Below are 13,012 nucleotides of genomic sequence, written 5' to 3'. Positions count from 1 at the left end.
GGAAATCAGGATTTCTTGCGGAAATAGCGGTGCGGCACAAAGGGCATGTCGGTAACGGTCGCCTCGATCTGCTTGCCGCGCATCTCGATGGTCAGCTTCGTGCCCGACAGCGCATGCCCCGCCTCGACATAACCCATCGCGACGGGCTGGCCGACGCTGGGCGCGAAACCGCCGCTGGTGACGGTGCCGACCTGCGCATTGCCCGCATAGATCGGCGCACCCTCGCGCACGGCCATGCGGCCGGTGATCAACAGGCCGACACGTTTGGCGCTGGGCCCATGGGCCAGCAGGGCAAGGATTTTCTCCGCACCCGGAAACCCGCCCGTCTCCCGCCGCTTTTTCGACAGGGCAAAGGCCAGATCGGCAGTTACGGGATCGGTCTTTTCGTCAAGGTCGTGGCCATAAAGCGGCAGACCCGCTTCCAGCCGCAGACTGTCGCGCGCGCCAAGGCCGATGGGCCTTACGATGTCGAGCGCGCACAGGGCCTCGGCCAATTCCTCGGCCTTTTCGGCGGGCACCGACAGTTCGAACCCGTCCTCGCCGGTATAGCCCGATCGGCTGATGCCGATGTCAACGCCGTTCCAGCTTGCACTGCTGCCCTGCATGAAGCTCAGCGCATCGGCGACGCCCGGCATCACCTGTTCCAGTGCTTCAGCCGCGCGCGGCCCCTGCAGCGCCAGCAACGCGCGGTCATCCAGATGGTTGAGTGCAATCTCGTCAGGCAGGAATTCGCGCAAATGGCCGATATCGTCCCATTTCGTCGCGCCATTGACGACAAGGTAATAGGCCGGTTCGCCGCCCTCCACGGTCACATTCGTCACCATCAGATCGTCGAGAATGCCGCCATCCTCGTTCAGCAGCAGCGAATAGCGGATGCGCCCCGGCTTCAGCGCCGAGATATCGCCCGGCAGCAAGGCTTCCAGCGCTTCGGCAGCGCCGGCTCCGGATACAATCAGCTGGCCCATGTGGCTGACATCGAACAGGCCCGCATTGGTTCGCGCCCATTCGTGCTCGGCGATGATGCCCTCATACTGGATCGGCATCAGATAGCCCGCGAACGGCACCATGCGCGCGCCATTGGCGCGATGCCATGCGTCGAGAGGCAGGGTTTCGGGGCCCGCAACTTCGTCCAGCTGGTCTTCGGAAATGCTCTCGGTCAAATTTCGGCTCCGTGAATAGGTCAGGCCTGCGCGTCCGGCATCGGATATGCGCAAGGCCCCCTCTGTCGCGGAAACCTGAGAGCTTCGCCGGATGCCTTGAATATGATCCAAGGCGGTCCGGAATACCCCTTCGGTGGCTTTGGCCGTTTCCGCCGCAGCACTTTCCAGAGCATCGCTATCGACCCACATGGTCCCTGTTGCCTGAGAGTTTCCGGGGCGGTTGCTCCTTCGGCGGCTTGTCCCCGCCCAAACAGGCGAATCGCAAGCTCTCTCCCACACGGGTCAGCGATGTGGCGGCAAAGTCCTATGCTGCGCGTGCAAAGTCAATCGGCGCGGGGCGAAATAAGGCCCTGCCGCGCCATGTTGCGCACAGGGTTCATGGTGTGCAGCGGTATATTCACCTGCCAGCGCAGCGTCACTCACTCACCAGCGCAGCGTCACTCACCCGCCAGCGCGGGTCTGCGCAATGTGCGGCGCGTCAGCGCGGCGTGGATGGCATCGTTATCGTGCACGAAACGCCCGTCGGCGCGCATCTGCGTCATCGCATAGATCGCATCGGCCACCACACCCGCGGGCATCGAACGATATTGCCGCAGAGACCCGTTCATGAACAGATCGGTCAGCGGCGACAGCACGGCGGCCAGCCGTTCCTTGCCGCGCGGATCGTCCTCGCGCTTGCCCTTCAGCAGGCCGGGTCGCAGCATGTCGACACGGGCAAAGGCCAGCTTTTTCACGGCCTGCTCCATCTCGCCCTTGGTGCGCAGATAGAGGTTCTTGGAAAAGCGGTCCGCGCCCACCGACGATATGCCGATGAACTGCCGCACCCGCGCATCGGATGCCCCATCGGCGCACTGGACCACCAGATCGAGGTCGACCGACTGGAACGCAGCCTCGTCGCGGTTCGCCTTTTTCCATGTCGTGCCCAGCGCCGATACCAGCACGTCGGGCGCAAGCTGCGCAATCACCTGCCGCCAGTTTTTGGGATCGGCAATGATCATTTCCATCCGCGCCCCTTGCGGAAGGGGCACTTCGCGGCGGGCGATGGCCGTCAGGCGGATGTCGGGATGGTCGCCGCTGCGGGCCATGATCTCGCGCCCGATCAGGCCTGTCGCGCCGACAAGCACCATATGCAGCCCGCCCGCTTCAGACCCCGCTTCAGACATTGCTCAGCTCTTCGGGTGCGTGGCCGAAAATCTCCGCATGGCAGCGGATGGCATAGCGGTCGGTCATCCCCGCGATGAAATCCGCGATATGACGGCTGCGCTGCGGTTCCGCATCCGGCAGGGCCCTGCGCCAGTCTTCGGGCAATAGCGCGGGATCGCCGGCATAGGCCGCGAACAGCCCCGCGATCAGATTGTCGGCCAGTTCGGCCGTGCGCTTTTGCGCGGGATGGTAATAGAGCTTTTCATACATAAAGCTCTTCAGCTTCCGCTCCGCCTCGGCCACGCCGATCGAGAAGCCCGCCAGCTGCATGCCCGCATTTCGCACGTCCTGCGCGGTTTCGACACCGGCCTGCGCGATGCGGCCCTTCGTCTCCTCGATCACATCGGTGACCATCCAGCCGATTTGCGAGCGGATCAGCTCGCGCTGCAAACGGTCCTGCGCCACGCCGGGAAACTTGCGCCCGATGGCGTCCCACTGGTCCGCGATAAAGGGCATCGAAAGCAATTGGTCGAGCGAGAGGAAACCGGCGCGAAGGCCGTCCTCTATGTCGTGATTGTCATAGGCGATATCGTCGGCCAGCGCCGCGACCTGCGCCTCGAGGCTGGACCAGCGCCCAAGGTCGAGCGGGAAGGCATCGTCCAGTTCGCGCAGCGCCCATGGCAGCGGATTCGCGGATGAAACCGGCCCGTTGTGTTTGGCCAGCCCCTCCAGCGTTTCCCACGACAGGTTCAACCCCTCATGCGTGCAATAGGGGCTTTCCAGCCGCATCAGCACGCGCAGGGTATGGGCATTGTGGTCAAACCCGCCCTGTTGGCTCAGCGCACGTTGCAACGCCCGCTCCCCCGCATGGCCGAACGGACCGTGGCCGATATCGTGGGCAAGGCACAAAGCCTCGGTCAGATCCTCGTCCAGGCCCAGCGCGCGGGCAATCACGCGGCCGACCTGCGCGACCTCCAGACTATGGGTCAGGCGGGTGCGGTAATGGTCGCCATAGGGGGCGACGAACACCTGCGCCTTGTGCTTCAACCGGCGGAAGGCGATCGAATGGATGATGCGGTCGCGGTCGCGCTGGTATGCGCTGCGCGGCCCTCGCACCCCGCCCTCGACCTCTCCGAACTCGCGCCCGCGGGTCTGCGCCGGATCGGCGGCATAGCGGGCGCGTATGCCCGCCACGGTCATATTCGCGGGTTCAGCCGGTGCAAGAACATCGTCCATCGTCAAACCCGATGGCAGATCGCGGCGCGCAGGCAAACCGGATCAAAAACGGAACGCGCGCGGAAATGGCGGAAAAATCGCCGATTACGCGTCGATCACGCTTTCGGTCGGGGTGTCGTCACCGATGATCCAGTCGGCCGCGGCGGCGGCATGGATATGGCCGGAATCGAAAATCGGCAGCACATTGGCGCCCGTGTCGATCAGCAGGTCCAGTTCGGTACAGGCCATCACCACCGCTTCGGCCCCCGCCTTTTCCAGATTGGTGATCATGGTGCGTAATTCACGCTCGCTGTCGCGGCGGACCTTGCCGTGCATCAGCTCGTCGTAAATGATCGTGTCCAGCGTTTCGACCACGTCCATATTGGGCGGCAGCAGTTCGATATCCTCGACCACCAGACGCTCGCGATAGAAATCCTCCATCATCACATTGCGCGTGCCCAGCAGCCCCGCGCGCCTGACCTCGCGCTCGGTCATCTTGCGTGCGACGCAGTCGGCGATGTGGATGACGGGGATCGACACTTCGGCCTGCACGCGGTCGTACACGGCATGCATCGAATTGGCGGCGATCACCAATGCACCCGCGCCCGCGCTTTCCAGCCGCCTGGCCGATTTGATCAGCACTTCGGCGGCATGGTCCCACTGGTCGCCGCCCGTAACGCGGTAGAGGCGCGAGAAATCGATGCTTTCGATCAGCAAGGGGGCGCTGGCCGTGGGACCGACGCGGCGTTGCACGATCTGGTTGATGTCTTCGTAATAGGCGCGGGTCGAAACCCAGCTCATGCCGCCGATCAGGCCTAATTTTCGCAAAAGGCTGTGGTCCCTCAATACTGGTCGTCCAGCCCTTTGCCTACGCAAAAAGGCCCCGCAAGCCAACCGGCTGCGTGGGCCCATTGATCGCAATGAACGGTTAATTTCCGCTGAAGCCCCGCATTGGCGCGCGGGGCGCGGAAACCGGCATCAGGCGATGATCATCACCACGATGGCAGTCAGTATGGCGACGATGATCGTGCCCCATTTGAACCAGTTCACAAAGCTGGCATAGGTCGACTGCGCCTTTTCGATCGTATCCGGCTTTTCCATGGCCCTGTTCATTCCCTTAACTAGATTCGCCCGTCGGTTGCGGCGGTCGCACGAAATCGCGACGACGCGTCCGCTTGCCCCTGCCTCTAGTGCGAGCGGCCTTTCCAGACAAGTCACTTGCACTGCAGGCGGCGCCACGCCTCATTCATGCCCCAATCATGACGATGGCATTTACCTTTTAAACCATTGCTGGCGGCGCGCCGGTAAACAGGATAAATCACTTGTTCACGATATCCCGTTAGAAGCCGTCAGGGGGTGGTTACGGGATTCTCCGCCACCACAACGGGGCAAGTATGGTGGATGATGAACCGCGCCTGATGCTTTTGGTCGCCGACGATGCCGGCCAGATCAGGCAGATCAATAGCTTGGCCGGCCGCGCAGGCTGGCGCATGCGGACCGTTCCCGACGGGGAAACGGCGCTGCGCATGCTGGACGATACCTCGGCCGAAAAGCCGCAGGCGCTGATGCTGGACAGCTGGATCGCAGGCGACGATTCGTGCCGGTTGATCGGGCGGTTCCGCGCCGCCGCGCCCGAATTGCCGCTTTTATTCCTGACGGGCAGCGCCTCTCCGCTGCTGGCGGTAGAGGCGATGCGCGCGGGTGCAACCGACTATCTGATCAAGCCGATCGCGTCGGAACGGCTGATCTATGCACTGGAAAGCAGCGTCCAGCACGCGCTTGCCACCGACGAGCTGGCCCCGCTGACCGAAAAGATCGAGGCACCGCTCGATTTCGACCTGATGATCGGGTCGTCGCCCAATTTCCGCACCACGCTGGCCCGCGCGGCCAAGGCGGCGCGCGGCCATGCGCCGCTGCTGGTCGCGGGCGAACCGGGCACGGGCAAGGAACTGCTGACCCGTGCGATCCATTCGGCCAGCCCGCGTGCGCGCGGCCCGCTGATCATCCTGCACACCACGGGCATGGCGCCCGCCGCCATCGAATCGGCGCTGTACGGCCATGAACGCGGCGCGTTTCCCGGCGCCTTCGAACAGCGCACCGGCGCATTGCAGAATGCCGATGGCGGATCGCTGATGATCGACGATCTGGAACGGCTGCCGCCCGCGTTGCAGCACCGTCTGGCCGACACGATCATCACCGGCATCGCCAAGCCTCTGGGCGCGGCGCACAGCTTCCGCGTCGATGTCCGCATTCTGGCGACGGCGGGCAATGACGCCCAGACCCTGATGCAGCAGGGCGTGCTGGAACCCGTTCTGGCAGAGGCGTTCAACGGCAATTCCATCGTGCTGCCCCCGCTGAGCGAGCGGCAATGCGATGTCGCGCCGCTGACGCGCCATTTCCTGAAACTGATCGGCGAACAGCCGGGGCTTCGCCATCTGGGCATTACCGACGATGCGCTCGCCTTGCTCGAAGGCTATGCATGGCCGGGCAACCTGCGCCAGCTTCAGGCTGTGCTGTTCCGCGCGGTCGTCTTTTGCGACCGCGACGCGCTGACCGAAGGGGATTTCCCGCAGCTGGCCAATATCGTGGGCGATATCGGCCCGCGCGCCACGGCCAATGCGGGCGGGGTAACCCTGTTCGGACCCGACGGGCACCTGCGCTCGCTGGAGGAGATCGAGGCGGATGTGATCCGCCTTGCCATCGGCCATTATCGCGGGCGGATGAGCGAGGTGGCCCGCCGCCTCGGCATCGGACGATCGACCCTGTATCGCAAGCTTTCCGATCTGGGCATCGACAACGCGGCCTGATCGGGCCACACCGGCCCGCATGCCCGATATTCTCCCGTCAGCCGATTTCGATTTTTCCGGCCGCAGCGCGCTGATCACCGGCGCGGCTTCGGGCATTGGCGCGGCCATGGCGCATTGGCTGGACGCGCGCGGCATCGCACATCTGGTGCTGGTCGATCTGGATGCGGACGGGCTGACGGCCCTGTCGCTGGACTGCAAGGTCGAGCGCGTGGCGGGCGATGTTTCCGATCCCGCCTTCTGGGCCGGTTTCGCGGACAGGCCCGCATTCGATCATGTGCTGGTGAACGCGGGGATTTCGGATGCCTTTCCGATTGCCGGTGCCGATTTCGCGCGCTGGCGGCGGGTGATGGCGGTCAATCTTGACGGGGCGTTCCTGACCCTGTCCGCCGTGCTGGGCGCGATGCAGCGCGCCGGCAAGGGCAGCGTCGTCGTCACGGCCTCTGCCGCGGCGACCAAGCCCGAGGCGACCACTGCCGCCTATGCCGCGTCGAAAGCCGCGCTGGTGCAACTGGCCAGGGTCGCCGCCAAAGAGGTCGCGCCCGATGGCGTGCGGGTCAATGCCATCGCGCCGGGCGGGGTCGATACGCCGATCTGGGACGGGATGGAATTCTTTGCCGGCATGGCAAAGGACGCGGGCAGCCGCGAAGCCGCGATCGCGGCAATGGGCAAGATGGCGACACCGCTGGGCCGCTATGCCAGCGCGCAGGAAATCGCGGGGCAGATCGGGTTCCTGTTATCGGACATGGCCGCCACGATTACCGGCGCGGTGCTGGCCAGCGACGGCGGCTATACGCTGTAGGGAACCGCGACCACATCGTTCCTGAGGTAAAGCGGATGACGCGGCAGCCCCGCCTTGGTCGTGCCGTAACAGTCAAGCGCGCCGCACAGGGCCAGCACCGCGCGGTCCCGCGCGCGATGCGCGCCATGCACGCCCCATGCGGCGATGGTCTGCGCCGCCAGTTCCAGCGCCAGCCGGATCGCATCGTCATTATGCTTGCCCACCGGTCCGCGCCGCTTCTTCAGCCGCAACGGATCGGTTTCACGCAGGGCGAACAGGTTCCATACCAGCAGCGAATGGCCTGCTTCCAAAGCCCGCGAATGGCAACGGGCGATGGTGGGATCGTTCGCCAGATGATCGGCTTTCGACGGATTCAGCATGGCAATCGCCATCATCGCGCGCTGCGGCCCGGCATCGCGCCACAGTAGATAGCGATAGCGCCCGCAGGGGCTGAACACCGCGCCGTGGCCGGTGCCTTCGTCGTGGCGGAAATCCAGCCCCGCCGCGTCGGCCCATGCGGCAATGCGCTGCACGGCATCCCGCGCCGTCATGCTTTCGCCGGTCATTGCGGCAGTTGCGAGAAATCCGTCAGCGCCGCATCGCGCATGCCGCGCCACACATGCATCGCCTGCACCGTTTCCGCCGCATCGTGCACGCGGATCATGTGCGCGCCCGCATCCATCGCCCGCATCGCCGCCGCCAGCGATCCGCCCAGCCTTTTGTCCGCAGGCGCCTCGTTCGACAAGGCGCCGATAAACCTTTTGCGGCTGGCCGCGAACAGCAACGGCTGTCCCAGGGCGTGAAACAGGGGCAGAGCCTCTATCAGCGCAAGGTTTTCGGCCACGCTCTTGCCGAAGCCGATACCGGGGTCGAGCACGATTTTTTCCCGCGCGATGCCCGCCGCCATGGCCGCATCGCGCCGCGCGCGCAGATGATCGAACACGTCGAACACCACATGGGTATAGGTCGCATCGGCATGCAGGTCAGACCCTTTTCCCGGTGCATGCATCAGCACCACCGCCGCGCCCGCACGGGCCACGATTTCGGCACTGCGCGGATCGTGGCGCAGGGCGGATACGTCATTGATCATCGTCGCGCCCGCCGCCAGCACCTCGGCCATGGTGGTGCCGTTGCGCGTATCGACCGAAACCGCAGCCCCGCCGCGCGCCAGCCGTTCGACCACGGGCAGCACGCGGGCAATCTCGTCCCCTTCCCATACGGCGGGGGCGCCGGGGCGCGTGCTTTCGCCGCCCACATCGATGATCGCCGCGCCCGCCTCCAGCATGTCGACGCCGTGGCCGACCGCCGCTTGGGTCGTGTCATGCGCGCCGCCGTCGGAAAAGCTGTCGGGCGTGACATTCAGGATGCCCATCACTTGCGGATGGTCCATCCGGATCGTGCGATCGCCCAGTTGCAGCGGCGGGTGCGCCATGCGCAGATTGGCATATTGCTCCTCGCCATCGGCGGCCAGCTCGTCGGGCAGGCTGGCCAGCACCGGCGCGATGTCCGACGGGCGCAGGATTTGCCGCCGCGTAACCCGCGCGCCTTCCCGCACGATCAGCGCGATCTGGCCGACATAGCACATCGTGCCCGCCAGCCGGATCACATCGGGAGGATCGCCCCCTTCATCGTAAGCCTGCGGAGAAGGCGCAAAGCCCAGCGGCAAAAGATAGAGCTTGCTCATGCGCCGCTGGCTAACGGATCAATCCTCGGTGGCCAACAGGTAAAGCTGCCGCGCATTGTCCAGCGGTTGCAGGCCCTTTTCGCTCTCCATGTGCCAGAAGGTCCAGCCATTGCAGGACGGCGCGCCTTGCAGCGATGCGCCAAGCCCGTGGATCGACCCGCTTTCCCTGCCCGCCATCAGCGAACCGTCGGCGCGCACGATGGCGCTGAACCGGCGCTTCTTGTCGGTCACGGTGGTGCCCGCGGGGACATAGCCCGCCTCTACCAGTGCGCCGAATGCCACGCGCGGGGCCTGACGCTTGGACTGCATCACTTTCAGCGCGCTTTCGTCCAGCGGCAGCGCGCTTTCGATGCGTTCCAGCGCGGCTTCGCGATAGGTGCCCTCGCGCTCGCAGCCGATCCACTGGCGGCCCAGACGCTTGGCGACCGCGCCGGTGGTGCCGGTGCCGAAGAACGGGTCCAGCACGACATCGCCCGGATTGGTCGTCGCCAGCATCACGCGATACAGCAGCGATTCCGGCTTTTGCGTCGGGTGAACCTTGGTCCCGCCCTTCTTCAGCCGTTCCTGCCCCGAACAGATCGGCAGAACCCAGTCGCTGCGCATCTGCAGCTCGTCGTTCAGCGTTTTCATCGCGCGATAGTTGAACGTATATTTCGACTTTTCGCCCATCGACGCCCAGATCAGCGTTTCATGCGCATTGGTGAACCGCGTGCCCTTGAAATTGGGCATCGGGTTCGATTTGCGCCACACGATATCGTTCAGGATCCAGAATCCCGCATCCTGCATCGCCGTGCCGACGCGGAAGATATTGTGATAGCTGCCGATCACCCAGATCGAGCCGTTGGGCTTCAGAATGCGCTTCGCCTCGGCCAGCCATTGATGAGTAAACTCGTCATAGCTGGCAAAGCTGGCGAACTTGTCCCAGTCGTCGTCCACCGCATCGACGCGGCTGCCGTCCGGACGGTCGAGATCGCCGCCCAGTTGCAGATTATAGGGCGGGTCCGCGAACACCATGTCGATGGTGCCCGAAGGGATGCTGCGCATCGCTTCGACGCAGTCGCCGTCCAATATCCGGCCCAGCGGCAATTCCACGCTCATCTGGCGCGATCGCGCGACTGTCTCGCCGGTTCGCGCCTTGGCGCGGGTCTTTAAAATCGTGGCCATGCCGTCCTTTACGCGACCTTTTTCAAGGTCCGTCCCCTGTGGATAACTCCCCTTGTGAATCCACGGGGACTCGCCGTCAAGCGCCGATCGTCGCGGCGAATCCGTTCCGCGCCCGGTGGCGGGGCCGCGATGTCGCCAGCGGTTTCGCGCCCGCCCCAAGATATAGAGTCCGTGCGGCACGGGCGGACTCATCATCTTGCGACTGTGTCTTTCCGGACTCGCTTTGCGACTGTGTCTTTCCGGACTCGCTGGTTTTACTATTATCGGATCACGCAGGTGCGAGCGCGGGATCGATCCCCGTCATGTCGACCGACACATCCCACAGCCGCCTCGCCAGTTCCGCATCGCGTGAGGCCGCGCTGCGGAACGCCGGACCCGACGGGCCGCGCGCTTCGAAAATGCCGCGCGATCCGACATATTCGCCGCCCGACAGCGCCGGATCGCATGCCGCCTGCAAGGCGGGCCACGCGCCCTCTTCGGCGGTATTGAGCACCATGCCCAGCAAGGGCGTGAACATGCGGCGCAGCGGGATATGGCGCGTCAGCTCGCTTTGCGCGACGCCGGGATGGCAGGCGATCGCCCTGACCTTGCTTGCGCCGGCGCGCAGCCGCCGGTCCAGCTCGGTCGCGAACAGCAGATTGGCCAGTTTCGACTGCCGGTAAAACGGCATGCGGGCATATCCCTGCGATCCGTCCAGATTGTCGAAAGCGATCCGCCCCTTCTTGTGCGCGATGCTGGCGGTCACCACCACCCTCGCCTCTCCATGAATGGCCGCCGTCTGTTCCAGCAGCGGCAGCATCAGCGCGGTCAGGGCGAATGTGCCCAGATGATTGACCCCGAACTGCATTTCGAACCCGTCCTTGGTAAAGGACAGCGGCGGGACCATCACGCCCGCATTATTGATCAGCGCGTCGATCCGCGGTTCTTTCGCGGCCAGCGCGGCGGCGGCGCGCACCGATGCAAGATCGCCCTGATCCAGCGGCAGAAAGTCCAGATCGGCAGCGGGATGATCCGTCACGATCCGCGCCATGGCCGCCCGGGCGCGATCTTCGTTGCGGCAAGCCAGCACGACACGCGCGTCGTGTGCGGCCAGCGCATGGGCAATGGCGAAACCGATGCCCGCATTCGCGCCCGTCACCACGAAACATCTGCCCGACTGGCCGGTCAGATCCGCACCGGTAAAATCACTCACACATTCAACTCCAGCTGGGCGACGGGGGCAAAGCTGCGGCGGTGCAGCGGGGTCGGTCCGTAACGGCGCAGCGCTTCCATATGTTCCGCCGTGCCATAGCCCGCGTTACGCTCCCACCCGTATTGCGGATGGATCGCCGCCGCCTCGCGCATCATGCGGTCGCGGTGTTCCTTGGCGATGATCGACGCGGCCGAAATACACGGCTCCTTCGCGTCGCCCTTGACGATGGCGCGCGCGGGCCAGCGCCATTCGGGGCGGCGTCCGGCAGGGGTCAGATTGCCGTCCACCAACACTTCGGCCGGATCGCAGCCGATTTTCGCGCACACCGCCTCGACCGCGATGGTCATGGCCAGCATGGTCGCGCCAAAGATGTTCAGCCGGTCGATCTCTTCGACCTCCACCACGCCCACGCCCCATGCGCAGCGGCGCTTGATCGCCTGTTCCAGCACAGCGCGTTTTGCCCTGGTCAGAACCTTGGAATCGCCCAGCCCTGCCGGTCGCGGCTTGCACAGCAGCACCGCAGCGGCCACAACCGGCCCCGCAAGGGGCCCGCGCCCCGCTTCGTCCACGCCGATAATCACTTCTGCGCCATCCGCCGGAACAGGATGCGCCGCACGGGAGTAGAGTTAGTCATGAAATCCCATTCACTGCGTTTCGCCAGCATCGCCCTTGCATCGCTTGCCGCGTCCTCGCTGGCAAGCTGTCAGGAAACCCCGACCCCCGCCACCGGTGGAGAAGCCGGCAATGCCGCCATGCAGGTCAGCTTTGCCAAACAGGACATGGGCACTTTCGACGAGCCATGGGCAATCGCCTTCGAACCGGGCACCGGCACCTTGTTCGTGACCGAGAAATCGGGCGCGATCAGGTTCCGCAAGGCCGACGGCACCACCGGCGATGTCAGTGGCGTGCCCGACGTGGATTACGGCGGCCAGGGCGGTCTGGGCGATATCGTGTTCGCCCCCGATTACGCCAGTAGCCACGCGGTTTACATCAGCTATGCCGAAGCTGGCAGCGGCGACACGCGCGGCGCGGCAGTGATGCGCGCGACGCTGCAATGCGATCAGGCAGAGGCATGCGCCCTGCGCGATCCGCGCGTGATCTGGCGACAGGACGAAAAGGTCACCGGACGCGGCCATTATTCGCACCGCATCGCCTTTTCGCCCGACGGCGACTTTCTGTTCATCGCATCGGGCGACAGGCAAAAGATGCAGCCCGCGCAGGATTTGTCGAACAATCTGGGCACCATCGTCCGCCTACTGCCCGACGGCAGCCCCGCCCCCGGCAATCCGTTTACCGGCGAGGCCAACGCCAATTCCCAGATCTGGTCGTATGGCCACCGCAATATCCTTGGCCTTGCCTTCGATGCGCGGGGGCAATTGTGGGATCTGGAACACGGGCCGCAAGGCGGGGACGAGCTGAACCTTGTCGCGCGCGGCATGAATTACGGCTGGCCGAACGTGTCGAACGGCATTCACTATGACAACAAGCCTATCCCCGACCATGCCCCCGGCGACGGCTATGTCGCGCCGGTCGAATGGTGGGATCCGGTGATCGCGCCAGGCGGCATGATCTTTTATTCGGGCGCGCTGTTCCCCGACTGGCAGGGCAATGCGCTGATCGCGGGGCTGGGCAGCCAAGGGCTGGTCGTGGTGAAGATGGACGGCAAGACCGCCAGCGAAAGCGCGCGTTACGATCTGGGCGTCCGTATCCGCGCGGTGGCAGAGGCGGCGGACGGATCGGTCTGGGTGGCCGAAGACGGGCCGGACGCGCATGTCTGGCGCCTTACGCCGCAGGGCTGAACCAAACCCCGCTACCCGACGGCAAAGCAGAATTACGGTCGACAGCGCCGCGCGCAGCCCCTATCCGCGC

13 protein-coding genes and 2 riboswitches are annotated in these 13,012 nt (G+C 65.0%); of the genes, 3 read left to right on the top strand and 10 right to left on the bottom strand.

The genetic code is table 11. The features are described from left to right. Positions 1–5 precede the first annotated feature (5 nt). The 5 genes from gcvT to LOZ77_RS17020 all read right to left on the bottom strand — a co-directional run bounded on the left by gcvT (position 6) and on the right by LOZ77_RS17020 (position 4,619). Positions 6–1,160, bottom strand: a complete 1,155-nt coding sequence (gcvT, locus tag LOZ77_RS17040; RefSeq protein WP_230280129.1) for a glycine cleavage system aminomethyltransferase GcvT — start codon at positions 1,158–1,160, stop codon at positions 6–8. Between the two features lie 52 nt (positions 1,161–1,212). Further along, positions 1,213–1,338: riboswitch (glycine riboswitch) on the bottom strand. Further along, positions 1,339–1,446: riboswitch (glycine riboswitch) on the bottom strand. A 151-nt stretch (positions 1,447–1,597) separates the two neighbouring features. Then, positions 1,598–2,323, bottom strand: coding sequence for an NAD(P)H-binding protein (locus LOZ77_RS17035; RefSeq protein ID WP_230280128.1), 726 nt, complete (start codon positions 2,321–2,323; stop codon positions 1,598–1,600). Next, complete coding sequence (locus LOZ77_RS17030; protein ID WP_230280127.1) at positions 2,316–3,539, bottom strand: deoxyguanosinetriphosphate triphosphohydrolase; 1,224 nt, start codon at positions 3,537–3,539, stop codon at positions 2,316–2,318. Before LOZ77_RS17030 ends, LOZ77_RS17035 begins: the two co-directional genes overlap by 8 nt. An 84-nt stretch (positions 3,540–3,623) precedes the next feature. Continuing rightward, a complete protein-coding gene (locus LOZ77_RS17025; RefSeq protein WP_255671144.1) occupies positions 3,624–4,346 on the bottom strand; it encodes an aspartate/glutamate racemase family protein in 723 nt (240 codons plus the stop codon). A 150-nt stretch (positions 4,347–4,496) separates the two neighbouring features. After that, positions 4,497–4,619 (bottom strand): aa3-type cytochrome c oxidase subunit IV, encoded by a 123-nt coding sequence (locus LOZ77_RS17020; protein WP_230280125.1) that lies wholly within the window; start codon positions 4,617–4,619, stop codon positions 4,497–4,499. A 293-nt stretch (positions 4,620–4,912) separates the two neighbouring features. On the opposite strand from LOZ77_RS17020, the gene LOZ77_RS17015 reads away from it, so the two are divergent. Continuing rightward, entirely contained in the window at positions 4,913–6,325 is a 1,413-nt protein-coding gene (locus LOZ77_RS17015; RefSeq protein ID WP_230280124.1) for a sigma-54 dependent transcriptional regulator, read from the top strand. 19 nt (positions 6,326–6,344) lie between these two features. Then, the gene (locus LOZ77_RS17010; RefSeq protein ID WP_230280123.1) at positions 6,345–7,124 is read left to right on the top strand and encodes an SDR family NAD(P)-dependent oxidoreductase; all 780 of its coding nucleotides are present in this window, start codon (positions 6,345–6,347) and stop codon (positions 7,122–7,124) included. Here LOZ77_RS17010 and LOZ77_RS17005 read toward each other — a convergent pair. From LOZ77_RS17005 to LOZ77_RS16985, 5 genes are all read right to left on the bottom strand, one after another. After that, positions 7,112–7,669: a DUF1643 domain-containing protein gene (locus LOZ77_RS17005; RefSeq protein ID WP_230280122.1), complete on the bottom strand. Its 558-nt coding sequence runs from the start codon at positions 7,667–7,669 to the stop codon at positions 7,112–7,114. The two genes, LOZ77_RS17010 and LOZ77_RS17005, sit on opposite strands and share 13 nt — an antisense overlap. Further along, positions 7,666–8,787, bottom strand: coding sequence for a dihydropteroate synthase (gene folP, locus LOZ77_RS17000; protein ID WP_230280121.1), 1,122 nt, complete (start codon positions 8,785–8,787; stop codon positions 7,666–7,668). The genes LOZ77_RS17005 and folP overlap by 4 nt, the downstream gene beginning before the upstream one ends. Before the next feature lie 18 nt (positions 8,788–8,805). Next, positions 8,806–9,885 carry a site-specific DNA-methyltransferase gene (locus tag LOZ77_RS16995; RefSeq protein WP_230281921.1) on the bottom strand — a complete coding sequence of 360 codons (1,080 nt, stop codon included), beginning with the start codon at positions 9,883–9,885 and terminating at the stop codon, positions 8,806–8,808. Between the two features lie 334 nt (positions 9,886–10,219). After that, positions 10,220–11,143, bottom strand: a complete 924-nt coding sequence (locus LOZ77_RS16990; protein ID WP_230280120.1) for an oxidoreductase — start codon at positions 11,141–11,143, stop codon at positions 10,220–10,222. Then, complete coding sequence (locus tag LOZ77_RS16985; RefSeq protein WP_230280119.1) at positions 11,140–11,724, bottom strand: ribonuclease HII; 585 nt, start codon at positions 11,722–11,724, stop codon at positions 11,140–11,142. Before LOZ77_RS16985 ends, LOZ77_RS16990 begins: the two co-directional genes overlap by 4 nt. A gap of 51 nt (positions 11,725–11,775) precedes the next feature. On the opposite strand from LOZ77_RS16985, the gene LOZ77_RS16980 reads away from it, so the two are divergent. Beyond that, positions 11,776–12,942 carry a PQQ-dependent sugar dehydrogenase gene (locus LOZ77_RS16980; protein WP_230280118.1) on the top strand — a complete coding sequence of 389 codons (1,167 nt, stop codon included), beginning with the start codon at positions 11,776–11,778 and terminating at the stop codon, positions 12,940–12,942. The last annotated feature ends 70 nt before the right edge of the window (positions 12,943–13,012 follow it).

Origin of the sequence: Croceicoccus sp. Ery15 (assembly GCF_020985305.1) — a bacterium.
Lineage (GTDB): Bacteria > Pseudomonadota > Alphaproteobacteria > Sphingomonadales > Sphingomonadaceae > Croceicoccus.
This window is presented reverse-complemented; position numbering and strand designations above follow the sequence as displayed.